This is a genomic window from Streptomyces sp. GDS52 (assembly GCF_052246875.1).
In the GTDB taxonomy this organism is placed as follows: Bacteria; Actinomycetota; Actinomycetes; order Streptomycetales; family Streptomycetaceae; genus Streptomyces; species Streptomyces cathayae.
Genome location: NZ_JBQQCR010000002.1, coordinates 1 through 25,305 on the forward strand (window position 1 = coordinate 1; position 25,305 = coordinate 25,305).

At 67.0% G+C, this 25,305-nt stretch carries 15 protein-coding genes and 1 pseudogene; 5 read left to right on the top strand and 11 right to left on the bottom strand.

Going from position 1 to position 25,305, the window contains the following annotated elements; translation table 11 throughout:
* The first annotated feature begins 880 nt into the window (after positions 1-880).
* Positions 881-1,234: a hypothetical protein gene (locus tag ACTWJ9_RS30680; protein WP_443295944.1), complete on the top strand. Its 354-nt coding sequence runs from the start codon at positions 881-883 to the stop codon at positions 1,232-1,234.
* A gap of 200 nt (positions 1,235-1,434) precedes the next feature.
* On the opposite strand, the gene ACTWJ9_RS30685 is transcribed toward ACTWJ9_RS30680, so the two are convergent.
* Positions 1,435-4,461 carry an alpha/beta fold hydrolase gene (locus ACTWJ9_RS30685; RefSeq protein WP_443295945.1) on the bottom strand — a complete coding sequence of 1,009 codons (3,027 nt, stop codon included), beginning with the start codon at positions 4,459-4,461 and terminating at the stop codon, positions 1,435-1,437.
* A gap of 351 nt (positions 4,462-4,812) precedes the next feature.
* Between ACTWJ9_RS30685 and ACTWJ9_RS30690 the strand changes: the two are divergent.
* Positions 4,813-5,013: pseudogene (locus ACTWJ9_RS30690) on the top strand (transposase); the annotation flags it as partial.
* 50 nt (positions 5,014-5,063) lie between these two features.
* Here ACTWJ9_RS30690 and ACTWJ9_RS30695 read toward each other — a convergent pair.
* Positions 5,064-8,345 (bottom strand): hypothetical protein, encoded by a 3,282-nt coding sequence (locus ACTWJ9_RS30695; protein WP_443295946.1) that lies wholly within the window; start codon positions 8,343-8,345, stop codon positions 5,064-5,066.
* Between the two features lie 184 nt (positions 8,346-8,529).
* On the opposite strand from ACTWJ9_RS30695, the gene ACTWJ9_RS30700 reads away from it, so the two are divergent.
* Positions 8,530-8,700, top strand: a complete 171-nt coding sequence (locus ACTWJ9_RS30700; protein WP_443295947.1) for a hypothetical protein — start codon at positions 8,530-8,532, stop codon at positions 8,698-8,700.
* Positions 8,701-8,882: 182 nt separating this feature from the next.
* Here the strand turns inward: ACTWJ9_RS30700 and ACTWJ9_RS30705 are convergent, their stop codons facing one another.
* The 9 genes from ACTWJ9_RS30705 to ACTWJ9_RS30745 form a co-directional block, all read right to left on the bottom strand.
* Positions 8,883-11,132 (bottom strand): Helicase associated domain protein, encoded by a 2,250-nt coding sequence (locus tag ACTWJ9_RS30705; RefSeq protein ID WP_443295948.1) that lies wholly within the window; start codon positions 11,130-11,132, stop codon positions 8,883-8,885.
* 74 nt (positions 11,133-11,206) lie between these two features.
* On the bottom strand, positions 11,207-14,215 hold the full coding sequence (locus ACTWJ9_RS30710; RefSeq protein WP_443295949.1) for an AAA family ATPase: 3,009 nt from the start codon (positions 14,213-14,215) through the stop codon (positions 11,207-11,209).
* A gap of 1 nt (position 14,216) precedes the next feature.
* The gene (locus ACTWJ9_RS30715; RefSeq protein WP_443295950.1) at positions 14,217-15,416 is read right to left on the bottom strand and encodes an exonuclease SbcCD subunit D; all 1,200 of its coding nucleotides are present in this window, start codon (positions 15,414-15,416) and stop codon (positions 14,217-14,219) included.
* 375 nt (positions 15,417-15,791) lie between these two features.
* A complete protein-coding gene (locus tag ACTWJ9_RS30720) occupies positions 15,792-17,612 on the bottom strand; it encodes an ATP-dependent nuclease (protein ID WP_443296120.1) in 1,821 nt (606 codons plus the stop codon).
* 207 nt (positions 17,613-17,819) lie between these two features.
* Positions 17,820-18,628, bottom strand: a protein-coding gene (locus tag ACTWJ9_RS30725) for an IS5 family transposase (protein WP_443295951.1) whose coding sequence is annotated in 2 segments (ribosomal slippage) — positions 17,820-18,308 and positions 18,311-18,628 — 807 coding nt in all. Because the reading frame shifts where the segments join, the coding sequence is not laid out codon by codon here.
* 216 nt (positions 18,629-18,844) lie between these two features.
* A complete protein-coding gene (locus tag ACTWJ9_RS30730; RefSeq protein ID WP_443295952.1) occupies positions 18,845-19,504 on the bottom strand; it encodes a restriction endonuclease in 660 nt (219 codons plus the stop codon).
* Between the two features lie 40 nt (positions 19,505-19,544).
* Entirely contained in the window at positions 19,545-20,222 is a 678-nt protein-coding gene (locus ACTWJ9_RS30735; RefSeq protein WP_443295953.1) for a restriction endonuclease, read from the bottom strand.
* Positions 20,219-20,428 (bottom strand): hypothetical protein, encoded by a 210-nt coding sequence (locus tag ACTWJ9_RS30740; RefSeq protein ID WP_443295954.1) that lies wholly within the window; start codon positions 20,426-20,428, stop codon positions 20,219-20,221. The genes ACTWJ9_RS30735 and ACTWJ9_RS30740 overlap by 4 nt, the downstream gene beginning before the upstream one ends.
* A gap of 656 nt (positions 20,429-21,084) precedes the next feature.
* Positions 21,085-22,149 carry a hypothetical protein gene (locus tag ACTWJ9_RS30745; RefSeq protein ID WP_443295955.1) on the bottom strand — a complete coding sequence of 355 codons (1,065 nt, stop codon included), beginning with the start codon at positions 22,147-22,149 and terminating at the stop codon, positions 21,085-21,087.
* Between ACTWJ9_RS30745 and ACTWJ9_RS30750 the strand changes: the two genes are divergently transcribed.
* Together ACTWJ9_RS30750 and ACTWJ9_RS30755 are read left to right on the top strand one after the other, a co-directional pair.
* Positions 22,148-23,400 (top strand): IS3 family transposase gene (locus tag ACTWJ9_RS30750; protein ID WP_443295956.1). Its coding sequence is split into 2 segments (ribosomal slippage): positions 22,148-22,427 and positions 22,427-23,400, totalling 1,254 coding nucleotides; the frame shifts between segments, so codons are not numbered across the junction. The two genes, ACTWJ9_RS30745 and ACTWJ9_RS30750, sit on opposite strands and share 2 nt — an antisense overlap.
* A 1,002-nt stretch (positions 23,401-24,402) precedes the next feature.
* The gene (locus ACTWJ9_RS30755; RefSeq protein ID WP_279337445.1) at positions 24,403-25,242 is read left to right on the top strand and encodes an IS5 family transposase; all 840 of its coding nucleotides are present in this window, start codon (positions 24,403-24,405) and stop codon (positions 25,240-25,242) included.
* Positions 25,243-25,305: the final 63 nt, after the last annotated feature.

Genomic DNA, 25,305 nt, shown 5'->3' on the forward strand with positions numbered 1-25,305 from the left:
GGCCTGACGGCCCGCCAGGCACTGTCGTCGTGCCTGGCGGCACGACTGTGTGTCAAGTGCAGGGTTGGCCCTGGCGGGCCAACTTTGGTTGGTTTCTGTGGGTGTTGGCGGGCCTGACGGCCCGCTCGGCAAGTGGGGATGCCGTCCTGCCTGACGGCAGGACCGGGGAAACGTAAAGCTCCTCCCCTGGCGGGGAGGAAAGGGGGGTGTGATGCCGGCGCCTGTCGGCGCCGGTGATGTCAAAACTGGGTGGTTGCACAGATATTTGAGTTGCCTGCGCTCCCCTGCCGGAGAGCTTGAGTGAGTGGCGTCCGGCTGTCGCCGGACTGAGTGGGGGCCAGTTTCCTTTGACGCGGAATGCGTTGGGTTCTCGTGCTTTTTGTCTGGCGGCGTTCAGGGACGGTATGCCTGCCCCCTGTCTCTCTAAGGTTGAGATGACGCCTGGCGGCGTCAGAAGCTTGGGTGGTTGTCACTCGTGACTGTTTGTTGGCTGCTCGCCTGCCAGTTCTGCCGGTTCCTGGGAGGTTCGGAGGTGCCACCGAGCCGCGGGCTTGTTTCAGGGAGCAGCGCTGCGACGAGGCTGGCGCGACGACCAGGTGAAGCCGGTAAGGCCATGGCTCACCAGTCCCACTCAGCGGGGTATCACACTCCGCCAACCTCCCTAGCAGCTTGGTCCGGTGGAAGAGTGGCCCCTGGCCGGGTGGCCCGGCCAGGGGCCAGCGGGGCCTTGCCCAGACGCGGGGCGTGGCGGGCGACCGAGTAACACGGCCAACACGGTGAGAGTCGCCTGGCGGCGGGCCGTGGGGGCGCATACGGCGGTCAGGGCGAGTCCAACAACGGTTAACGGAGCGGGTGGCCAGCAGGGTTGTGACGATCGGACGTGGCCGACCAGTATCAGGGCCGGGACCACTCTCCCGGATGTACCCACCGGCGCCCGGAGCACGGCGTCGGCCGCAACGACGATCTGGTGACCATCGAGAAGCTACTGGAGAGTAAGGGATTCGACCCGTACAGCAAATGCGGCGAGTATGCCGTGCGCCGCCTGAGCGAGGATCAGGTTGCTTACTACCGTGCCGCGCACCGCCTGCACGACCTTGCACAGCAGGTGCACTCCGTGGCCCGCAAGGGTCCGCGGGCGACCCGGACCTGGCAGCGGCGCTGGAGGAGTTCGCTTCCCTGGACCGGCGGAGCATTCGGGCGTGGTTTCCCTCGGAAGGAACAGGCTCGCCAGTAACGGCGGATCATGAGCCGTCTGCGTCGTGAGCTGCCGCCTATACCAGGATCGGTATAGCGGAGGCATCCCATCGCACTGCTGCAGTAGGGCGGCTCAGGTCGAGGGGAGAGTGGGGCCGCCCCCGTCTTCACGCAATGAGGGTCTGCTGGTGGCGAAGGCCCGGATGCCGTTAACGCTGCACGTCTGGTTCCGCTGCTGGATCAAGGCGCCGGTGGGCCGTCCGTCGCGGCCTGTGGTACGGCTGGCAAGCGCCAGGGTGGAGCTGTTGTCCCGTCGGGCAGGATTCCATACGTCTTCAATCCTTCGGCTTCAGCTTGCCGCCCTGCCGCCGTAAGGCGGCGAACAAGCAGCTCCAAGCCGGGCGGATCCGCTGCCCAGGGCTTTTCATCGGCTGGCCCACGGAGTAGTTCGCGGCGGATGAGGTCTTCCGCCTTGTCCGCATCCCCATTTCGCTCGAGGACATTAACGCTCTCTTCGAGTGCTGCGGGATTGCCGTCTTCCATCATGAGTCGCCAGACTCCGAGTGCTTCGTCTGCGCAGCCTTGGTGCTCCAGAAGTCCGGAAAGACGTTGCAGGAGAGGCCAGTGGGTGGTGGACTGCGCCACGCCGCGCAGTGCGGCTACGGCTTCCTCAGGCCGCCCCGACGCTTCGGCTTCCTCCGCCTGTCTCATGGCTACGGCCAATGGGTGTTCTTCGTCGTGTGTAAGGAAGAAAGACTGGCCTCTCCGGCTGACATACATCGTCGATGGCGATGAGTCGGAGGTAGTCGCGGGGTCGAGTTCGGCTGGTTCGTCCCAGGTACGGACAGTGTCGAGCCACTCTCGCGCGTTCTCGTCGCCTGCTGCGGCGAGTGGAGTGAACAGAACCTGGATTCGATCGGTCCTGCCGGCTTTGTAAAGGAGGCTGATTAGGTCGCGGCGGCAGCGGCGCATGTTGTCACGAGCCAGGGGCCAAAGGATCTCCTCGGCCTCCTCTTCCTGGCCGCGCTGGGCGAGGAGATCGGCCAGCAGCCGGGCCGCATCCGGCCACTCCCCGGCTTTGAGTCGGATCCAAGATTCGGCTTCGTCTTCTCGTTCGTCCTTCTTCAGCAGCCAGTACACCGTGAAGAAAGCCCGTTCGTTTCCATGTGTCCAGGCGCTGCGATGCCATCGCAAGGCCGCCTCCAGGTCTTCTCTGTCCTGTGCGATGCCGCCCAGGGCGACCATGGCGTGAGCGTTCCCGCGGGCCGCGGCTGCGGCCATGTAGCGGCCCGCATCGTCGTGCAGGCCGCGGCCGAGCAGGAAGTCACCCAGGGCCACAAAATCATCGCTGTCATCCGTGTGGCGGAGGCAGCGATGCAGAAACAGGGCTGCGTGCTTGTACAGGGCCCTGTCCTGCGCGCTTTGGGCCAATGCGCGCAGGGATTGGGGTGCCATTTCGCAGGTGACTGCCGAGTCCCAGAAGGAGGTCGGCGCCGTGCACCGGTCGCGCGCGACAGTCTGTTCCAGGTAGTCGGCGAGGTCGTAGACGTCGGGAACGGCCCCCATGCCGGTGGCTCTGGGGACCGGCCTCAAGGCCGAGGCGACCTGTTTGACGGGCTGCAATGCGTAGCTGATGCCCTGCTCGAACCAGTCTGTGTCAGCATCCGCGCGTTGGGTCGCTGACAGGTATCCGGGCGCGGCGTCGCGGAGCAGGGCGGCGTCGAGTGGCAGCCGATGGCCGAACCGCCTGGCATCGGCGGCTGCGGTGATGAGCGCTTTGCCGTAGGGATTGGTGGCGTGACGCCAGTGGTCGAGGAGGTCGGGTCCTGCGGCAAGCGTCTGGCAGATTGCTCCGGGCTCTTTAGTGGTGGCCAGTGCCATGGCCAAGGAAGCGTCGCTGAGGGCTTCCCTGTGCAAGGCGGTCAGGGAAGCGCCGCTGAACTCATCTGGCACGTGGACGAGTCGTGCACGTCGCAGCAGGCGGCGGGCCTGCAGGTGCAGATCAGGTTTGTCGGTCGGCGGGGTGTCGATGAGCGAGCGGTAAGGGCCGGGCCAGATGGTGGCGAGTATGACGGCAGGTCCTGGAACGTCGAGAAGGTGATGCAGGCCGGCAGCGACCGTTTCTCCTGCGGGGCCCTCCAGCAGGTGGTGGATGTCATCGAGCCAGAGCACCGTGCGGGAAGTGAAGCGTGGGCGGGATATCAACGCCAGCGCCTCCTCTGCTGCCCGTGGCTGGACCATCTGCCAGCCGCCCAGGTGTGCCTTGATGGCCTCGTAGGCCGAGCGGGTCTTCCCTGTGCAGGAACCACCGCGCAGGAGAATGAATCCCACCTCGGTGCCAGTGACGATCCCGTCGAGGCGCTCGCGTGTCTCATCGTCGTGTGGGCGGGCCACGAAAGCGGGCAGTACGTACTTCCTTGCTCCGGGCCGATCACCCCTGCTGCCGTCAATAGCTGGGTGGATGCCGAGACGTTCAGGGCTGCACGCCTCGACGGGCACCGATATGCCGTGGGCCGCATCAACGCTGGCTGATGAGGCACGAGGCGCAGCAGGCGGGCTGGCATCTGCGGCATCCAGCAGAAGCCGCCTGAGGGTTGTGTAGGAACGGTGCCGGATGGAGTCGGGACGCACGATGGTGAAGTGGTCTCCCGGCAGGGCTCCGGCGTCGGGGAAGACGCTGCGGGCCGAAGCCGGCGTGACGACGTTGTCGGTCTCGCCCGCGTAGACCGAAAACGGAATCGGGCAGGTTCGCTCGGTCGTCTTCGTGGCATTGACGATGTCGCGCAAAACAGCACGCTGGGTGTCGGTGATTTGCTCGTCCAGGGGACGCAACTGGCGCTCCTGGGGATTGCTTCGCAGCGTCCAGCGGCGCAGCGCCAAGCCCAGTTGGGAGCCGTTGTTGGGACAGGCGAACAAAACCACGCGACGGATCCGCTCCAACTGCCTACCACGGCCCTCGGCAAGCATCCGGACTAGGAAACGCTGCACGACCAGTCCCCCCTGGCTGTGGGCAACCAGAACCAGTCGGGGAATGCCCTCGGCCTCGGTGCTCACGAACTCCTTCAGACTGTCGGCCACCGTGTCGAACGTGGGGATCCGTCGCAACGGACCGGGTTCTACCAGCCTGGTCGCGTACTGAAACCGCATCTGCGTCACGTCCGCGAGACCAGTGTCGGCGGCCAGTAGGTTCGCGAAGTCGTCCCACATGGCGGGCGAGGACTTGAACCCATGGACGAAAATCAAGCCCAGCCCGTCATCCTGCCCCATCGGTCTCCCCCAACCACTCCGATTCCACTGGTGCAGCCACGGTACTGAAGCCATGACTGTGACGGGAGATCTTCGCTGGACCGTGAAAGGCCGTCCCAGACAGACGCCAGATCCTGTGACCGTCGACTGGGGCGTCCTCGTGTCTGGGAACCAGCAGCAGCTCCGGACCACCACGGGCTCCTGTTTGGGCGGGGCGCCCAGATCCGCCCGCAGAACGGGAGTGTCTAATCAACGGCGGATCTGATGATCAAGGAGACGCCAGGGATGGCTGACACCGTCGTTGAGCACGAAGCCGCTGAGAAGCCGGTCCAGGCGCCGTCGAGTACGGCGACGGACGAGCAGTTGATCGCGATGCTGGTGGACCGCGCCCGTACGGACGGGCTGCAGCTGACCGGCGAGGGCGGGCTGCTGCAACAGCTAACCAAGCGGGTACTGGAGTCCGCCCTGGAGGGCGAGATCACCGACCACGTCGGCTACGAGAAGCACGACGCGGCGGGCAGGAACAGCGGCAACAGCCGCAACGGCACCCGGTCGAAGACCGTGCTGACCGATGCAATGGACCAGGGCGACTTGCGTCGCACGCTGAGGGCTGGGGCATTGCATTACCATGGCGTGGCCGGTCTCTGGTGGGTTACCCCCCAGCATTGCACTATTCGTGCCGTGGCCCGGTCGCCGCTCGCCTCGTAGTGTGCCACTAGCAGCTCTGCTGCATCTGGGACTGCGGCATCGACTGCCTCGTACAGAAGTCGGCGTTCCAACTCTCTGTGCCCAGCAGCGCGATGAAGGCGGGCCAGTGGAACCAGTGCCTCCGCAGATCCCAGACTCTTGGCGCGTTCGAGAAGAGTGAAAGCCTCGGCATGCGATCCCTGGCTTTCACACTGTTGACCTGCCATCGCCAGGATTGAGCGGGATGACTGGACATGCTGCAGCATCGTGATGAAGGACTTGCGATTTCCCATCTTGGCGTAGGCGGGCAGGAGATAACGAGCCGTTTGCAGGGCGCCGACTGCGAGGTGCGCTTCGGCATAGAGAATGACCCTCTCAGTCTCGTCGGCGTTGTCTGCCAAGCGGGTCATGTCCTCGATCGCCTGGGGGAATCCTGCGCGGGCGAGGTCGAGCGCGACTGCCAATGCGTCGTCGTCAGCGCCCTCACGGCGCCACCTCATGGCCAGCCAGAATCCGGGGTCGTCGTCACCGTGCTCGGCCGCACGTCGCGCCTGCGCGCGGGCTTCGTCCCGGGCGTCTGAACGGGCGTAATGAGCTGGCAGATCACGGAGGTACTTGACGTTGCCGCCGGTGATGGCTTCGGTAACGACTGCGTCCCTGCGCTCGGTGTCGCCGGCATCGTGCCACAGGGCAGCCAAGTCGTCCCAGGCGTCCGGGCAGCCCAGTTTAATAGCACGTCGATAGGCAACGTCCGCCTTTTCAGTTTCGTGGAGCTCGTAGTGAAAGTCGCCGAGCATGCGCAGCGTTTCGCCGTCCTGTGTGGCGGCGGCTTTGGTGACGGCTCTCTGGGCTTGTTCGTTGTCATTGTTGCGCGTGCTGATGTAGGCGAGCATCACCCATCTCCGATGCTCGCCGACAGCGATCGCCTGCTCGGCTGCCTGGGTAGCGGTTTGCACCGCCCCTGCTTCCAGATACTCATATGACGCGGCAAGCAACCACCGTTCCCAGCCTGGGCAGGAACCTAGCGTCCGTAATGCCTTCGCGGATCCATGCAGGTCCCCGCGCTCTTCCCTGCGCCGGGAGAGCCGCCTCAGCGCTTTGCCGTAGCCGTGCTCGATGACTGCCTGTCGCCCGGCCTCCTCTGCTGCTTTGGTATCACCGCTGTCCTCAAGGAGGTCAACGAGGTATTCGTAGGCGCCGGGTGCCTCCAGTCGGTCTGTTTCGGTGAGTAGGGCTATCGCTTCATCGCTTTTACCGTTTTCGGCCAGTCTGTAGGCGTGCGAGAGAAGTGCGGCGAGTTTGCCGTCGGCTGCCAGGCGGCGTGCGATCGGTAGGTGCCTGTCCCAGTGGCCTGCTTCCGTGAGGACGGTGGCGAAATTGTCCAGACGGTAGTCGTCGAGGTGGTCGGCGGCACTGACGGCCTCATCGATTTCTCCGGCCTTCAGCAGTGTCGCGGCCAGGTCGGCCCAGGCGTCCTCTGCACCGAGGTCTGCTGCCCTACGCTGCCAGTGGACCGCATCCTGGATAAGCCCGTCCTTGCGTAGCAGCCTGGCCAGCTCTACTGCGGCCCTGGTATCTCCTGTCTCCAGTGCCTTGTGAGCGGTGCCTTCCGCCTGTGATCGGTGACTGGCTTTGTAGTGCAGCTCGACGAGTGGGCGGTGAGCGGGAGCGGCAGAATCGTGCTCTAGTGCTTGCTGTGCCAGGACTGCACTCATGTGGTAGCGGGCACGTCGGCGGGCGGCGTCCGAAAGCGCCAGAAGGTGTGCAGGCGAGGTCAGATGGTTGGCTGCTGCCTGCCACCAGGCGATGGGCGGGCACAGTAGTGCACGCTGAGGCGAGAGGTGTTGGCGCAGATAGTCCGCGAGTCGGTAGGTCCTCTGGGCTGTGTGTGGCGCGTCGGGTCCGGGGGGATCCGCGGTGAGCGGACCGGGCACTCCGCGGCAATCCTGCGCTGCGTCGGCGAGGGCCTCCCGGAACCAGCATGTGTGCCAGTCCGTCCTCTGACGTCTGCGGTAGGTCTCGGGAATCAGGGACCATCCCGCTGCTTGCAAGAAGGCCTCGGTGACGTCTTCCTGATAGCCGAGACGCGCTACATCCACCGCCGCGTCCACCAGGGCCCGTACTTCCGGAGATACCGCGTAGCGGTCGAGGAGGGCCGGTCCGCCAGCCAGGTACTGGGTGATCGCGTCATTGCCTTGGTCGAGGGCCTCGGCGAGCCGCGGATCACGCTCTGCGGCCCTGGCCAGTTCCTGGTGGGATGCCTCATCAAAGGTATCGGGGACACGGATATGCCGGTCCTTCAGCAAGCTTGTCACCGCTGAATAGGCATCGCTGGTGAGGTCACGGTGGTCATGCGGCCATAGGGTCCCCACAATGAGTACCGGGCCCCGTGCCGGGGTGTTGACCAGCGTGTCAAGGGCCTCGGCCAGTGGCTGGGTCTCCGTTCCTTTGAGGTAGCGCTGCATTTCGTTCAGCCACAGCACGGTGTTGGGCATCCGTGGAGTGCGGGCAAGCGCTGACATCAGTTCGCTGGCTCCCGAAGGCCGCCATACCCGCCAGTTGTTGGGCAGGTGCCGGATCGCCTCCCATAGCGCTCGGGTCTTGCCTGTGGAGGAGTCGCCAACCAGCAGGACGAGCTGGTTGCTGCCCTGCGCCGCGCAGTCGACGCGTTGGCGCAGCAGGTCGTCGTGGGGCCGTTCGACGTAGAGCGGAAGGTCACTGATTTCCGTGGAGCCGGCCCGGGGTGCGATGGCGCGGTGGACTTCCAAGCTGGTAGTGGGGTCCATTGCGCTGATGGGCTCACCCCACAGGTGCGGGCCAGGCGGTGAGGGCTGCGGGGGTCGGGGTTCAACAGTCTTGGCCTGGTCCAACCGCTTCTTCCAGACATCACGGACCGCCTCACGCCGCGCGCGGAGCTTTGCCGGGTGACGGTCTTTGTCGACTTGCTCGTCCTCTCCCCAGTCAAGGAGCACTGTGACCAGCCGCCACAGCGGCTCGAAGTCACCGGTCACTCGGCCCAGGCGGAACCAGTCACTGACTGTTTTCTCATTCAAAGTCGGCAACTGGGCCTGCAGGCAAGCACGGTTGGCTTCTTGGATGGCCTTCTTGCGTGATCGCTTCGGCTCGCCGGTGCCGTAACGTGCTCGGCTCTCCAGGTCCTGCAGCGCCTGTGCCAGTGCAGCCCGGCCAGGGTGATCGATGGGCGTCGTGGGACTCATACAGCGCCTCCCCCTCTGTCCGGCCGTCGGACCAGTCCGGTCCGGACAGCCCCAGATATCTCCTTGACCAGGCAGGTTCCCGGGTCAATCCGGTCCGTCCGGAGGTTGCGGACGCTCGGAGGCCGCTCACGTTCTCCTTGGGCTGGTCCCGCTGGGGCGGGTCGTAACAGGGAGGAGAACACCGATGAACCCCATACTCATCTGGCCGACCGTAGTCCTTTCCAGCCTTGTCATTGTTGCGGCTACCGCCGCGCTTGTGGCCCGGTTTGCACTGCACAACACGAAATCGGAACATCGCGCAGCAGTCCTCGCAGCGGTCGCCGACATCGTCAAAGCCGTCCGCGGCAAGCGCTGACTGTGGCGTCCGGCGGCCGTGTGCGGCCGCCGGACGCCACAGGCGTGAGCCAGCCCGGCAAAGGTGAGGCGCACGTCCGGGGCGCCGCTATGCGATGAAGGCGCGACCGCAGGTGACACTGGCAGTGTGCAGTTCGGTCAGTGTCTGGCAGGTGAGCCAGCCAGTCTCGCTGTGCCGAAGTATTACAGGCCGAGTTCGGTCAGTGCTGCTCGCCGCTGCGGGCTGAGACTGGAGCGGCGACGACGCAGGTTGCTCAGCCACTGCCCCAGGCGAACCTGGTCGCCTTCAATTTCCTCGATGTGCCGCTGAGGGACGTTGAGGTGGCCCTCTCTTTTACGGAAGGCACGTGCGGCGGCCAGTCCGCGCTGGAAGGCGTGTTCCCGTGCCGGCCATGGGGTGTCCTTAGCGCGAGAGACTGGCATGTCCGGCAGGTCGAGCCCCAGGTTCTTGAGGAGCCGGCGCTGCTCGGGGTGAAGGTCACCAGCACGTTGTCTCTGGGCCGCGAGCCACTCCCCCGCCGGTGAGGCGTCCGTGTCCTGCTTCGTCTGCTGGCGAGCCGTGTGGTAAGCGCGTTGCCAGGTGATCGGCCAGGGCGGGTTCCACCACGGGTCCAGAGCGGTGAGGGCGGCGGCGCGTTCTGCGGTGAGGTGGTGGGCGCGGGTGCGCTGGGTGGCCAGCCAGCGGCCGAGGGGGAAGTCGTCGTGGAGGTATTGGACCGGGACGGCAAGGTGACCGTTGTGGGTGGCGTAGGCGGTGGCGTGGACAAGGCCCCGGTCGAAGGCCTGCTGGCGGGGGTCCCAGATGATGCCGAGGCGTTCGAGGGCCTGGGTGCGTGTGGCATCGAGGGCGCCGGTGGCATGGAGATGGCGCTGCCAGGTGAGCCAGCGGCCCAGGGGGTAGCCGGCGGTGTCTTCGTAGGTTTGGGGGACATCGAGGTGGTGGTGAGTGTGGTGGTAGCGGCGGGCGGCTTTGAGGCCGCGGCGCCATTCGGCGCTCTTGGGGGCCAGTACCCGAAGTGAGAGGGCGAGGGCGACTTCTTCGGTCTGGATGGGGCGGTCGAAGTGGAGCCAGGCGTCGGGGTCCTCGGGGGGCATGGTGGGGCGGTGGGTGCGGGGGTCGGCGAGGCGTGCTTCGAGGCGGTCGTCGTGGGCGCGCAGGGCCTGGATGGTGTGCCAGAGGGGGGTGTAGGCGTCGGTGCTGAGGAGGTCGTCGGGGTCCTCGCCAGGGGTGAGGTAGACGGGGACGACAAGGGTGGCTTTCTTGCCGGCGCCAGGGGTTTGGCGCAGGGCGCGGCCGACGGCCTGGACGGTATCGACGGGACTGTTTTTGGGGTCGGCGAAGACGACGGCGTCGATGGCGGGCACGTCGATGCCTTCTCCCAGGACGCGGGCGTTGGAGAGTACGGCCGGGGCGTGGGGGTCGGTGTGGGAGGCGAACTCCAGCAGGAGACGGCGGCGGACCTGGGGGGTGTGGTTGCCGCTGATCCAGTCGGCCCACAGTCCTTCAGGCCGCAGCTCGGTGGGGAGGGTGACGGCGGTCTCGTTCAGGGTGGTGGCGAAGGCGCGGGCGTCGGCGACGCGGTGGTGGAAGGTGAGGATGCGGCGCAGCCGGTGGTCGTGGATGGCGCGTAGGGCGGCAACCTGGCGGCCGGCCAGGCGCAGGCCGTCGACGCCGGCGCCGGGGCCGGTGGCGAGCCAGTCGCGGAGGTCTTCGTCGGTGACGACGGGGACGAGGATCTGGTAGTCGGCGAGCAGGCCAAGGTCGATGGCGTCGGAGAGGGTGAGGCGGTAGGCGACGGGGCCGAAGAGGTTTTCGTCGTCCATGGAGGCCACTGCTTCCGCATCGCCCGTCTGGTCGTCGTCGGGGTTCCAGATGCGGGGGGTGGCGGTCAGGTACAGGCGGCGGGCAGTGGGGAGCTGGTCGTCGTGGTGGACGGCGGCCCAGGCCTTGCCGAGGCGGCCGGCGGTTCTGTGGGCCTCGTCCACGATCACCAGGTCCCAGGGGGGCAGGTGGTGGTCGCGGTGAGCGGCGACCACGGTGGGCAGGGAGGCGTAGGTGGCGTATGCGGTGACCGGGCCGGGGCGGGGCGAGGTGGTGAGGGCGGTGAGTTCGGCGGGGTTGGTGGTGAGAGGGGTGTCGGCGCCGAGCGGCTCATGGTCGAGGGCCTGGCGTGCCGAGCACACCGCGATGGAGGCACCTTTGCGTCCGGCGGTGCGCCAGGAGCGGATCGTCTGCGACAGCAGGTCCAGCGTCGGCAGGAGTACCAGGACGCGGCCGCGGGGGGCGATGCGGGCGGTGGTGCGGGCAGCGATCAGGGTCTTGCCGGTGCCACAGGCGGCGATCACACTCGCGCGGGAGCGCTGACCGAGCGTGCGGGTGGCCGCAGCGACGGCGTCCTTTTGGTGGGGCCGCAGCTCGATGTCGGAAGCCATGAGGGTGTGCTGCTCCGTGGGGGTCGGTTGAGAGCTGTGCAGGGGCGGGAGTCCCCGCCCCTGCAGGGTGCAGGTTATTCGGCTGCTTCGGTCAGGTGGGCGAGGGTGGAGCCGGTGGGGTCTTTGCGTACGTGCAGGCGGTGGGTGATGCGGCGGCGCAGTTCGGGGACGTGGCTGATGACGCCGACGGTGCGGTCGTGGGCGCGGAGGGAGTCCAGGACGTCGAGGACCTTGTGGAGGGTGTCTTCGTCGAGGGTGCCGAAGCCTTCGTCGATGAAGAGGGTGTCCAGGGGGTTGCCGCCGGCTTCGTGGGTGACGACGTCGGCCAGTCCCAGGGCGAGGGAGAGGGAGGCGAAGAAGGATTCGCCGCCGGAGAGGGTGTCGGTCTTGCGGGGGCGGCCGGTCCAGGAGTCGGTGATCTGCAGGCCGAGGCCGGAGCGGGCGCCGCGGGCGGCTTGGTGGTCGGAGTGGGAGAGGGTGTAGCGGCCTTCGGACATGACGTGCAGGCGGGTGTTGGCTGCGGTGACGACTTCTTCGAGGCGGGCGGCCAGGACGTAGGCCTCCAGTTGCATGCGTACCCGGGCGCTGGGTGAGTTGCCGGTGACGAGTTCGGTCAGGTGGCGGGCGGTGCTGTGGGCCTGTTCGAGCGGTTGAAGGCGTTGGATGGCGGTCTCGAGGTCGGCGGCGAGGGCGGTGAGGTCCTGGTTGCGTGTGTGGGCGGCGCTCGCGGCGGTGGCCGCTTCGGCGTGCTGGTCGTCTGCGGCGGCCCGTTGGGCCGTGGCGGCGTCGAGGTCGGCGGGGGGCTGTGCGGCGGCCTGTTGCAGTGCTGGGTTCTCCAGGACTGTGGTGTGGGCGGCGCGGGTCTCGCGCCACTGGGTGATCTCTTCCTCGATGGTGTGCAGGTCTTCGTCGCTGAGCAGGGCTTGCTGGGCGAGGGCCAGGGTGTCGAAGCCCTGGTCTTTGGCGGCGTGGGTGGCCTGGGTGGTGCGGTGGGTGAGGGTCTGGGTGGCTGTGGTGAGGTGGTGGGAGGCTTCGGCGGCTTCTTTGAGGCGGTTGGCGGTGCGGGTGAGGTCGTCGGCGTGGGCGGCGACGGTGGGGTGGGTGCCGCGGGCTGCGGCGAGCTTGCCGGTCAGCTCGGTGAGTTGCTGGGTGAGGGTGTCGTAGCTGGCGTTGCGGGCGGACAGGCCGGCCGTGGCGGTGCTGTGCTGCTGGGTCATGGCCGTGTGTTCGCTGTCGAGCGCGAGGAGTTCTTCTTGGACGGTGCCCTGGTCGGCGGCACGGGCCAGGGAGTCGGTCAACTCGGCGGTGAGTGTCTTGTGTTGGGTTTTGAGGTCGGCCAGTGGGGTGTCGCCGGCCTCGCCGGTGGCGGTGGCGGCCTGTTCGCGGAGCTTGTGCAGCGCGGCCGTGGCGGCGTCCTGTGTGGTCTTGGCCTGCTCGTGGAGGGCTTCTGCGTCCTGTTCGTCCTGGCGTGTGGGCTGCCCGTCCTGGGGGGCGGCCGGGGCCGGGTGGGTGCAGGATCCGCAGACCGGGCAGGGGGTGCCGTCGGTGAGGGTGGCGGCGAGTTCGGCGGCCATGCCTTCGGTGCGCTGGCGGCGGATGGTGAGGTAGGCCTGGCCGGTCTGGCCGGTGTCTGCCTGTGCACCGGCGAGGTGCTGTTCGGCCTGGGTGATCTTGGTGAGGTGTGCGTCGCGGCGTTTGGCGGCTTCGAGGCGGACCTTGAGGATGTCCAGGGCGGCCTGGTGGCGGCGGCCTTCTTCTTCGGCCTGGCGGGCGGCTTCTCGCCGGGCTTCGAGGGTGCGGCGCCGGGTGGGTTCCTCTTCCAGCCAGTCCTGGGCTGTGCGTTGCTGGTCGGCGAAGTCCTGTCGTTCGGCGTCGGTGCGCTTCAGGTCGGCGGTCAGCTGGCGGACGGTGTCTTCTTCCGGGATGAGGGCGGTCAGGACGGCGGCCTGAGCGCGGGCACTCTGCTCGGCGGTTTCCAGCTGGCCGGCGTCCAGGTCTGCGTGGGCGGGCTGCAGGTGCTCACGGGCAGTGCGCTCGGTGTTCTGGGCCCGGATGTGGTCGTCTGCGGCGGTGTCCGCGGCGTGTAGCTGGGGCGCCACCTGCTGGGCCCGGCGGGCCTGGTCGCGGCGCTGGACGAGCGCGTTGTGGTGCGGGGCCTGTTCCTGGAGAAGGTCGAGCTGCTGCTGGGCGCGGGCGTGAGTGGCTTGCTGCTGGTGGAGTTCGCGGGCTGCGGCCTCGAGTGACTGCTGTCTGCCCAGGTTCTCTTTGGCCGTGTTGGCTGCTTGGAGTGCCTTGTCGTGGTCGGCCTGGCTGGCGCGGATGAGGTCGCGGGCCCAGGCGCGGGCCGGTTCGGTGAGGGTGTGCGGGTCGTCGGGAGTGGGAGCGGTGTACTCGGTTGTCAGGTCGCCTCCGGCGGCCTGGTGGATGCGTTCGATCAGGCGCAGCACGTCGGCGCGGGCGGCGTCGCGGTTCTTCTCGGTGGTGCGGCTGTGGTCGTTGAGCCAGCGTTCGATGAAGGAGAAGCGGCCGGTGCGGAAGAGTTTGCCGAGGAGTTCTCGCCGGCCGTGGGCGTCGGCGTGAAGGAATTTGGTGAATTCGTTCTGCGGCAGGAGGACGACCTGGCAGAACTGGTCCCGGCTCATGCCCAGCAGGTCGGTGATCTCGGTGGCGGCTTCCTGATGGGATTTGCTGGATGCTTCCCAGCGGCCCTGGCCGTCGGCATCGACGGCCCACTCACTGAGGCGGGTCTCGGGTTTTTGGTCGGTTTCGCCTTGGCCGGATCGCTTGGGGCGCTTCTGGGCTGGGATGCGGTGGATGCGCAGGCGGCGGCCTGCGAGGGTGGCCTCCAGGGTGACTTCGGTCAGGAGGTCGGCAGGAGCGTGGTGGCTGCGCAGCAGCAGGTCGCGGTCGCCCGGGGGTTTGCCGTAGAGGGCGAAGCAGATGGCGGCGAAGATGGTGCTCTTTCCGGCCCCGGTGTCGCCGTGCAGGAGGAACAGGCCGTCGGCGGACAGGGCGTCGAAGTCGACGGTGTGGGTTCCGGCGAAGGGTCCGAAGGCCTGCAGGCGCAGGGTGTGCAGGCGCATGTCAGACGGTTTCCTTCTGCTGTTCGTTCAGGCGGGAGGCTTCGACGGCTTGCTGGAGCAGGGCGTGTTCGTCCGGGGTGGGATCGGTGCCGCGCATGCTGTTGATGAAGTCGCTGGTGATGTCTAGGTCGCTGCGGCCGCGGATGCGTTCGCTGTAGGTGGGGGTGTTTGTGGCCTGGGCGGGGATGAGGGCGGGCTTGTGCTTGAGGCTGGCGGTGTGGGGGAAGCGGCGGCGCAGGCGGGCCATGGCTTCGAAGGGCAGGGCGGTGTCGGTCAGGGTGACCTCGAGCCAGGCGTCCTTCAGATGCTCGTGGGTGGGGCTGGTCAGGAGGTCGTCCATGAAGCCGGTGACGCGTTCCAGACGGAGGGGCACGGGGCAGGGCCGTCGGGTGAGGGTGGGGGCGGCGTTCGGGGTGAGGTCGACCAGGGTGATCGACTTGGTGTGGCGGGCTTCGGAGAAGGAGTAGGCCAGTGGTGAGCCGCTGTAGTGGATGCGGTCGGTGACGCGCTGGGGGCCGTGGAGGTGGCCCAGGGCCACGTAGTCGATCCCGGCGAAGACGTCGGCGCCCACGTGGGCGACACCGCCCACGGCGATGTCGCGTTCGCTGGTGGATTCCTCCCGTTCGTCGCGTTCGGCGGGCTGTCCGGTGCCGGAGGTGACGAAGGCGTGGGCGAGGATCACGGAGCGGGTGCCGGCCGGCTGGTTGTTGGTGAGGTCGGCGTGGATGCGGTCCAGGGCTGCGGTGAGCACTGCGCGGTGGGAGGCGGCTTCCGCTTCCAGGCGGTCGCGGACCATCGACGGCTCAAGGTAGGGGATGCCGTATACGGCGACCGGGCCGTCGGCGTCCTCGAGGAGGACGGGGATGTCGCAGGTGGCCGGGTCGGTCCGCAAGTGGATCCCGGCGCGGGCCAGGAGGCCGGATCCGACGCCGAGGCGGTGGGCGGAGTCGTGGTTGCCGCTGATCATGATGATCGGCACGTCGAGGTCGGCGAGCTGGTGCAGGGCGCGGTTGAACAGGCGCACGGCGTCTAGGTTGGGGATGGCCCGGTCGTAGATGTCGCCTGCCACGAGGACCGCGTCGACGCGTTCACTTCGGGCGGTGTCGACCAGGTGGTCGAGGAAGGCGCGCTGGGCGGGGATCAGGTCTTCTGTGTGGAACCGGCGGCCCAGGTGCCAGTCCGAAGTGTGCAGAAACCGCATGAGCACAGACGGTAACTACTGAGGGAAGGGCTGTGGGTGGTTTTCCTGATAAACGATGTTCTCGGGACGGGTGTGCGGTGCGGGTGGTGAACGGTTTCTTCGCTTGGCGTGCGTGGGCTTGCAGGGTGCCGCGCCATCGGGTGATTGTCAGTGGTAGGCAGCAAGATAGGGGGTGGGGGAAGGAGGATGTGATGTCGTTATCGCGTTCTACCAACACTGGATCCACCGTGTCACCGAGTGGGTGTCGCTGGTGTGGGATCGAAGCGCGCGGGCATGGTCGGCAGCACGTCACGGGGGTGGGCTGGCATGCCTGGACGGCTCCGACGCTGCAGCAGCGCAAGGAGCGGATGCTGCAGCGGCGCGCCGTGAGGCTGGTCAGGAAGCCAGGGCCCGGAGGCTGCTGAAGGCCTTGGTCAGCTGCGAGGGGACGTCTTCGCGGGTTTTGAGGGTGGTGACCAGGCCGTAGAGCATGTCGTCCTTGCCGTCGGGGCTGGTGTGCTCGGCCTGCTCTTTGATCATGGTCAGGACGCGGGCGCTGAATTTGCCGCCGCGGTGTGCGGTGAAGTCCTCGGCGGCCCACTGCGTGCCTGCGGGGCGAGGCCAGTGGGTGTTGGCGGCTGTGGCCCACTGGGCGTCGGTGAAGAGTTCCTCGAGTTCGTTGAACCCGTCTGCTTCGCCGATCCAGGTGACCTGGGTGTCGAGGTCGAGCCCGGCCTTGATGAGTCTTTCCGTCCTGAAGTGCTTGTTGGTGCGGCTGTCGGCGTCGACCATCAGCATGACGGTGCGTCGGTTCTTGACGAGGTAGCCGGCCAGGCGGAGGGCGCCTTCGTTGTTGCCGCAGGCCCACAGGGCGATGCCCGCCGCCTGGAGGGGCAGGCCCTGGGAGAGGCGGAACAGCAGGGGCAGGCACTGCTGTTCCGTGGGGCCCTCGACGGCGAGGAAGCACCGTTCGTGCAGCAGGACGGAGTTGCGCAGTCCCACGGCGGAGGCGATCTGTCCGAGGTGGAAGTCGATCCCTTCGTGGGATTCGTCCGTGAGGCGTTCGACGATGGTGCGGCCGCTGTCGCCGAGGCGGAGGTGGACGACGTCAGCGATGTCGACACCGTCGATGAGGTTCATCGAGTGGGTGGCAACGACGACGCTGACGTGGGGCAGGGCGCACTGTTTGCGGATGATGTCCATGACGGTGCGCTGGTGGCGGTAGTCCAGGTGAGTGTCGGGCTCGTCGTAGACGACGATGGTCTGGGTCGGTTCCGCATCGCTCCCCTCCCCCATGGCGAGTTCGCTGCTTTCGAGCAGGTTGCTGGTCCACTCCCATACCGCGAGCGCGATCCGGCGGTTGCTGCCCTGTCCTGAGCGGGTGAGGTCCACCGGCTCGCCGTCGGCCTTGGAGACTTCCAGGGGGGCGCGCTTGAAGCCGCCTTTGAAGGAGACCTCGGGCTTGACCTGCACGCCCACGAACTCCCGGCAGTGCTGGCGGATGTGCCGGCACAGTGAGTCGGCTTCCTTCTCCAGGCGCTGAGTGATCTCCGTTTCGATCTCCCTGACCCGGCCCTGGAGCGTTTCGTCCTCCAGGTAGGTTTCGTAGCAGCTGCTCAGCGCGGTACGCACCGCGTCATCGGGCCTCTCGTCCTTGCCTCCGAACGGCAGCAGGCGCGGCAGACGCTCCTGAAGTTCCTTGGGCAGCGGTTGCCACTGCTCCACCTGCGGCGCCGTGGCCGCGTAGGTGGTGAGGGCCTGCAACAGGTCGTCTCTGCGGGAGCCGTCCGGGGACACTGAGAACTCGGCCGCAAGCTCGGCAAGTTGGCCTTTCAGCAGGCGGCTCATGTCGTGGAGCCGACTGTCGGCAGGCCGGGAACCGAAGTACTGCCACTGGGGCGGCTGCCCCTCTTCAGAGATACGGCGGATCCGGACCGTTTGCGGCAGGCCGGTGGCGGCCTGTTCCGTTGTGTCGAGGCGGAAGTCCCCTTCGACCGAGGTGCGGGCGCAGCGGCCGCCTGCGGATCCTTCCGCCTGCTCGTAGGTGCGGTCCTCGTCTGTCAGCCGGTGGCTGCCCAGCAGGAAGGCCAGCGCTGTCAGTACGGCACTCTTCCCACCGTCGTTGTGGCCGGCCAGGATCGTCGGACTGCTGACCGGGATGTCCTCGATGCGGGCCAGGGAGCGGAAGCCGCAGGCGGAAAAGCGGGTGAGGTACACAGTCAACGTGCTCCGAATCTCCCCTTCCCCGGCCGGTAGGGGTGACGTGCGGTGTTTGACGGGCAGAAGGGGCGCTCAAGACGCCAGCGCAGACCGTCATACTAGAGGTATCTCTCACAACAACCGCACGTTTCCCACCACTTGTACCAACTCGCCGCTCACATGCTGCTGAAGAACGGATACGGACGCTTAGAGCTCGTAACACGATCATGGTCGGGCCTTCTTGAGACGTCTCCAGCAGATCAGGCTGCAGGCCAGGGAGACGAAGGCATCGTGGAGTTCGGTGCGGCGTTCCCAGCGGACCGCGAGGCGCTTGAACTGGTGGAGCAGGGCGAAGGTCTGTTCCACGACGTACCGGAGTTTGCCCAGGCCCTTGATGTTGGGGGCGCCCTTGCGGGAGATGACCGGCAGGATCCGCCGCTTGCGCAGCTCTTCGCGGTTCGGGTTGGAGTCGTAGCCCTTGTCGCCGAGCAGGGCTTCGGGACGGCGGCGCGGACGGCCGGGGCGGCCGGCGACGGGCGGGATGCCGTCGACCAGGGCGAGGGTCTGGGTGACGTCGTTGACGTTGGCCGCAGTCGTGATGACCTTGAGCGGGGTGCCGCAGCCGTCGCAGATCAGGTGATGTTTGCTGCCCGTCTTGCGCCGGTCGACCGGCGACGGACCGGTGTCGGCACCCCCTTTTTCGCGCGGATGTGGGAGCCGTCCACACACGCGCGAGACCAGTCGAGTGCGCCGGCCGCGTTCAGTTCGGCCAGCAGGATGCGGTGCAGCTGGTCGAAGACCCCTGCCTTCTGCCAGCGGTCCAGGCGCCGCCAGCAGGTCTGCCCGGAGCCGAAACCCAGCTCAGGGGGCAGCAGTTGCCAGGCTATGTCGTTGTGGAGGACGTAGAGGATGCCCTGCAGGCAGAGCCGGTCCGGCACCGGGCGCGGCCCCGGTGCCTTCTCCGGCCAGGGCGGCAGCAGCGGTTCGATCAGTGCCCACAAGTCGTCGTCCACGATCCACGGCCGGGTACTCACACCCTCCCGAACGGCCGAATCCTCACATCGGTCACGGCCTACCAGGCCACTTCAACAAGATCGTGTTACGAGCTCTTAACCCTGTCCGGCGGGGCTCACGGTCTTAGCTCCGGATGGCGGATGGACACTGCAGCCAACCGCGGAAGTCGAGTGGGAGTGGGGTTACAGCGTGGCGTTTTGGATGCCGATGACCTCGTAGAGGTGCTGACCGTGGGCTCACTTCTTCAGCTCTGGTCGGCCCACGAGGATGAGCCGATGGTGCCGAGCGAAATCGATGGCCGGCTGGGTGAAGCCCTTGAGCGCAATCATGATGGGAATGTCGGCTCCGTGGTGCGGCCGGGCTGTCCCGTTGAACTTCTGCACGTGCCCGGAGCCGACCGGATTCTGGTACTGCTTGCACTGCAGGATCAAAAGACGATCCTCGTCGTCATGTGCGGTGACATCGACGCCGAGGTCTCCGGCGCCGCCAACTCGCAGGGGGCGACGGAAGCCGTCACGCGCCAGGAGGTCGGCGCACGCCTGTTCGAAGCCCGTCGCGGTCATCGCTGCGAGCTGCTTCATCCTGAAGGTCAGTACCTCTGGCTCAACCACGCCGCCGGCCTGCGCGGTGGAGGCGTCATCGGGGCTTACGTATATGGATGTGCCAGGCCCGGATGACAAGATCGCACCCAGCAGGATGAGCACGGTGAGCCCGCCGGCGACGACGAGTCCCGTCCACCAGGGGTGATCAGCGATCAGACCCCACAGGTCCTTCGTGATCAACCGGCTGACGTCCTCGGTGAGCCACTCCCAGATCATCTTGCCGACGGCCAGCGCAATGACGGCGTACAGCAGGAACTTCAGCGTCGGGTCCAAGGACCCGTCTTCGTCGAACACCAGACCCCCAACTGATGGCGCGCATGGAGACGGCTACCGGTCAGGCAGCCCGCTTGAACCAGCTGCCGCGAGAGCGGGCAGGCAGCTTGAGGAGCTCGTGCAGCGCGGCTCCGTCCTCGGCCCAGCGCCGCAGCTTTCCCCGGTCGATCCAGTGGACCGTGTGCCGGTCTCCCCAGTTCATGGCATCGCGGGTGAAAAACCCGTTGGTGACGACCACCGCATGGTCCGCCCTGTGAACAGGGCCGGCCGTCCCTTTTACCGCGTACATCACCGACGATCCGACCTTCCCGCCGACGCGCGTGTGCTTGGCCTGCACAACGATCCGCCCGAGGACGGCGTGGTCACCAATGACATCGGCGGCCTGGTCTCCACCGCCGCCCACCCTCCGGGCCATCCAGCCGTCACGGACTAGCAGATCCCTCAGCGCATGCTCGAAACGCCGGTCGTCCATGGCATCGAACTCGGCGAGCGTGATCCGCAAGGCAGCCAGACGCGTGCCATCCCGACGCCGGCCCGCCACGGCTCGTCTGACCCGCCACACCACAGCAACTCCCCCCAGCGCTGCAAGAGGTAGCAGTACCGGCCACGCATCGACCAGTACGCCGGCCGACACGGTGACCGTTCGGACGACCATCACCAGCACGGCCAGCGCCACGACGGCCGCTGATGCACCCTCGACCGGCCCGCGGGGGCGTCGCAGGCGCCATCCTCCCTTCATCGGTCGGCCGGTGCGCTGACGGCCGGGTTCGGCTCTGACGGAGTAGCAGGCGTCGTCGCTTCGAAGCCGAACACCTGCCCCCAAAGCCAGGCCCCCGCCAGCAGGCCGGCGATCATCCATCCGCTCATCCGCTTGGCGCTCCTGGGCTTCGGGTTGCGGCGGATGTGCCCGCGCACGTAGTGGAATCCGTCCGGTGCCTTCGCCATGCTTTTCCCTCCCGTCGGCGGCCGCCGAGTACGGCCCGTGCTCAGGAATCGGTGTAGCAGCGGGCACTGACAGCGCCCGATGACAGCCTGACCAGGCAGGACCTCATCCAGCCACGGTCACCCGATGGGATGGGACACGAGTAAAGCCGACGGCCTCCAATGAGCTGACCTAGCTGTATGCAGTCTTGAATCCGCAGTACCAGCTGGCCCAGCCCTGGGTCGTATCCTGCGGCGTGCACATTGCAGACGCTGTCACCTGCGGGAACAGCCACTCTTAAAGTCAGACGGGTTCCGGTCGGAAACGGCGAGATACAGCGGGGCGCATGCCTTATACCGTCGTGCGCCGGAGCCGCCTCTGGCCACGACTGCAGCATCGACGCCGTCTTGTGAGCTGGCCGCGCATAGAAGTCCGTACTGCCTTGCTTCATGGACGATGGCGCGACAGCCGGTCAGGCAATGCGCCCTGACGGCGGACGGCGGCGAGGGATCCCGCCCTCCGAAAGCAGCTACGAGCAGTTGGCGAGCCACATGGGGAGCGGGCAGCCGCCCGTCAGGTCTGGTCCGCTCCTCCCCGACCTTCACCTGGAGGCGAGGCCGGCGCGGTGATCGCGGGGGCTGGACGACTCGCTGAGCCCTCCCGTGGGTGCTGGCGGACTTCACCGGTCGGGAGTGTCATCCGCGTGCCCCGGGTCGTCAGTGCCGGGCAGTGCCTCGGGCCAGGCGGGGTCGGTCAGCGGGGTCCGGCGGTGTCGTACGGCCGAGTCGCGGAGCTGCATGGTTGCCTGGGCGAGATAGGGGCTGTCCGCGAGCCACTGGAGCGCGTCGTCGCGCACGGGGTCGTGGCGGCGCAGGGCCACGGCGAGGTCGAGGACGTTGAGGAGCATGCGCTTCGGGCCCCCGGACAGACCCCGTACGAGCCGTTCGAGGTCGGCGTAGCCGGTGGCGCGGACCAGGTGTCTGAGGGGGTGCGGCCAGCGATGCACCATGCTCTTGACGTGATGGCCCTCGTGCTTGCCCTGCTGCGCCGTCCTGGCGGCGACCAGTGTGGTCAGGGTGACTGCGGCGGAGGGGTCCACTAGGCACAGGCGCTCCACGAGGAAGCCGGTGGTGGAGATCAGGGTGGTCGTGTCGGCGGCGCGGACGGCTTCGGTGGCCATCTCGATCGTGTGCGCGCGTTCGACCGCCTCGCCGATGGGTGCGAAGCGGCACAGGCAGTGGAAGCGCAGCGCGGCGGTGGGTGCGCGGCCGGCCTGGGGGTGGCTGGCGGGGAGCTGGGCGATCGCCGCCAGCGCGGCGTCCAGCTTGTCCCAGCCGTCCTCGCCCGCCGGGCTGGCGAGTTCGCTGACGCCGTGGGCGTTCCACCGGGCCAGGATCTCCAGGCCGGACCGCCACTGCGTCGGGGTGAGGTAATCGGTCAGCAGGTCGGCCTGTGCGGTGAGAGAGGGCCGCTCGGCAGCGCGCATCCAGACCAGGTCTCCCCACAGCCGGAGCGCCGCTTTTTTGGTCTTGTCGTCGGGGAAGGCCTGTTGCCCGGTCCACAGCTGTTCGCACCAGTCGGCCAGTTCGGGCCCGTGGCGCATCAGCAGGGTGTGGGCGATGTCGACGTGGGGATGGTCGGCGGCCTGGCTGACCAGTTCGGCCAGCCAGGGAATGTCGGCCAGAGCGACCTGAACCGCCCCGGGTTTGGTGGAGACTCGAACACGTGTAAGGATCCGAGTCATGGCACGACCTTCCTCCTACCCGCTTGAGCTGCGCCGACGTGCGGTGCGCATGGTTGCTGAGGTACGGGGCGACTACCCGAATGAGACGGCCGCTTTGCAGGCGGTGACCGAGAAGCTGGGCATCGGCTCACGGGAGACGCTGCGGAACTGGGTGAAGCAGCATGAGATCGACACCGGGACGCGTCCGGGGACAACAACGGAGGAATCCGCCCAGCTCAAGGCGCTGAAGAAGGAGAACGCCGAGCTGAAGCGGGCCAACGAGATCCTGAAGGCCGCGGCCAGTTTCTTCGCGGCCGAGCTCGACCGGCCACACACACGCTCGTAGCCTTTATCGACGAGTACCGGGACCGCTTCGGCGGCGTCGAGCCGATCTGCAGAACCCTCACCGAACACGACTGCAAGATCGCCCTGTCCACCTACTACGCCCACAAGAAGCGCCTCAAGGCGCCCTCCGCCCGTTCCGTGCGCGACGAGGAACTCAAGGAGCGGATCCAAGAGGTCTACGCGTCCAACTACCGCGTGTATGGGGCCCGGAAGATCTGGCGGGAGCTGAACCGGCAGGAGCATGCCGTGGCACGCTGCACCGTCGAGCGGCTCATGCGCGAGCTCGGCATCACCGGCGCCGTCCGCGGTAAGAAGGTGGTCACGACGATCACCGATCCGGCCGCCGAGCGGGCCCCGGACCTGCTCGACCGCGACTTCGTCGCCACGGCCCCCAACCGGTGCTGGGTCGCCGACTTCACCCACGTCGCGACCTGGAGCGGCGTCGTCTACGTCGCGTTCGTCGTGGACACCTACTCCCGCAGGATCGTCGGCTGGTCCGCCTCCACCACCAAGGAGACCCGGCTCGTCCTGGACGCCCTGGAAATGGCTCTATGGCAACGCGTCCGGGACGGATTCCCGTACCAGCAGGGCGAGTTGATACATCACAGCGACGCGGGGTCGCAATACACATCGTTCGCGCTCGCGGAGCACCTCGACCGGGCCGGCATTGCGGCATCGATCGGCTCGGTCGGTGACGCCTATGACAACGCGCTGATGGAAAGCGTGATCGGCCTGTTCAAGACCGAGCTGGTCAAGCCCGGCCGGCCCTGGAAGACGCTCTCCCAGGTCGAGCTGGCCACCGCCGAGTGGGTCGACTGGTACTGCCACCGCCGACTCCACGGTGAGATCGGCCACGTCCCACCCGTTGAATACGAGGCCGCTTACTACCTCACAACCGCAAAACCACAGATCACAACCGCAAACTGAGATCTCTATCGAACCCGGGGCGGTTCAGGTGGCACTGTCTGCAGTAGTGGTCACGTCGGACCCTCTCGACGGTCCCCTACTGGGCACCGGCAGTCGCCATCGAAAGGTTGCGCCAAACGCACGTTCGGTTTAAATGACGCGGATCACCGGCCTGGGCCGGTAAATTGCGGTACTGGTTCATCCCACTCCATGGAGTCGTTCCTGGTCCACCAGACCCACAGGATCAGGACCACGAGCGCCCACGGCATCTCCGTAGAGGCAGGCCTACCACCTTCAACCCTCCGCCGGACCTGGGCTTTTCCAGACCGGCCGGGCAGGTGACACGCGCGACGGCGTGCATGTATGAGTCAATCCCCACATCTAGTGGTTGGATTGCACTGGCTACCCAGAAGTTGTGGTCCCCGGACCGTCGAGACCCTGCAACTGACCTATGCTGGGCTCTGCTTCGCCACACAAGCCCCTCATGTGCTCCGTGCAGCAGGTACGGGGGCCCTTTCCCAAGGGCCACTTGGGGTTGGTGAGGGGAGGCATCGATGGACCAACACGAGCACTGCGCCTGTTACGAGCGCGTCCTGACCTGGCGTCAGGCACTTGTCGACTGGGCGCCCGTGATCGTCGCGGCCGTCGATGTACTGCGGTCCATCTGGTCCTGACCAGAGAACCGGAAAGCTCCGCCGTAAGGTCCGTGCTCAGCAACGAGCCCGGCCGACAGCTAGACGGCCGGGCTCGGTGACTGCGGTACTCGGCGCGGGGTCTGACGTCGGTAGCCGCCGATGTCAGAGGGCGTTTATGCAGGCCAAGGCACATACGCGCCTTATGCGAGTGTCCCGCTTCATTACGGATAGCCCGATGCGCGAAGAACGTCGCCCGGCAGGGCGGTAGCCTCGCCACCCGTCTCATCCGCTTCTGGGTTCGGAAACCCGTCTGGCGTAGAGATGCAGCAGAACCTCCCAGCCATCAGCGGAACGAGAAGTTCCGGCATGCCCATGCTCAGGCTGTGCTGTGAGTGAGCGCAAGCCGTATCCCAGCGACCTGTCGGACGCCCGATGGGCCCTGATCGAACCGACGTTGACGGCCTGGCGCAATGCCCGTCTCGAACGTCGCCCCACCGGCCAGCCGGCGAAAGTCGACCTGCGCGACGTGTTCAACGCGCTCCTCTACCTCAACCGCACCGGAATCCCCTGGAAATACCTCCCGCACGACTTCCCCGGCCACGGCACCGTCTACTTCTACTACGCCGCCTGGCGCGACGAGGGAATCTTCACCCAGCTCAATTACGACCTCACCGCCCTGGCCCGCGTCAAGGAAGGCCGGAAGCCCGAGCCGACGGCCTCCGTGATCGACACCCAGAGTGTCAAGACCTCCACCAACGTGCCCGTGACCAGCCAGGGAACCGATGCCGCGAAGAAGATCGTGGGCAGGAAGCGAGGCATCCTCACCGACACCATCGGCCTGATCCTCGCCGTGACCGTCACCGCCGCCGGCCTCTCCGAAAACGCCCTGGGGATACGCCTCCTCGACCAGGCGAAAAACACCTATCCAACCATCGCCAAGAGCTGGGTCGACACCGGCTTCAAGAAGACCGTCGTCGAACACGGCGCGAAACTTGGGATCGATGTCGAAGTCGTCGACAAAAACCCAGGAACCCGCGGCTTTCACGTCCTGAAAAGACGTTGGGTGGTGGAGCGGAGCATCGGTTGGATCATGATGCACAGACGACTTGCCCGCGACTACGAGACCCTCGCCGCCAGCTCCGAAGCCATGATCCACATCGCTTCGATCGACAACCTCGCCAAGCGCATAACGGACGAGGTCACGCCAACCTGGCGAGGAACCTACTAGGGCATAAGTGGCAACTCGGTCACATTAAATGCCCTCTCAGACCCCTCGCAACGTTCCGGGGCA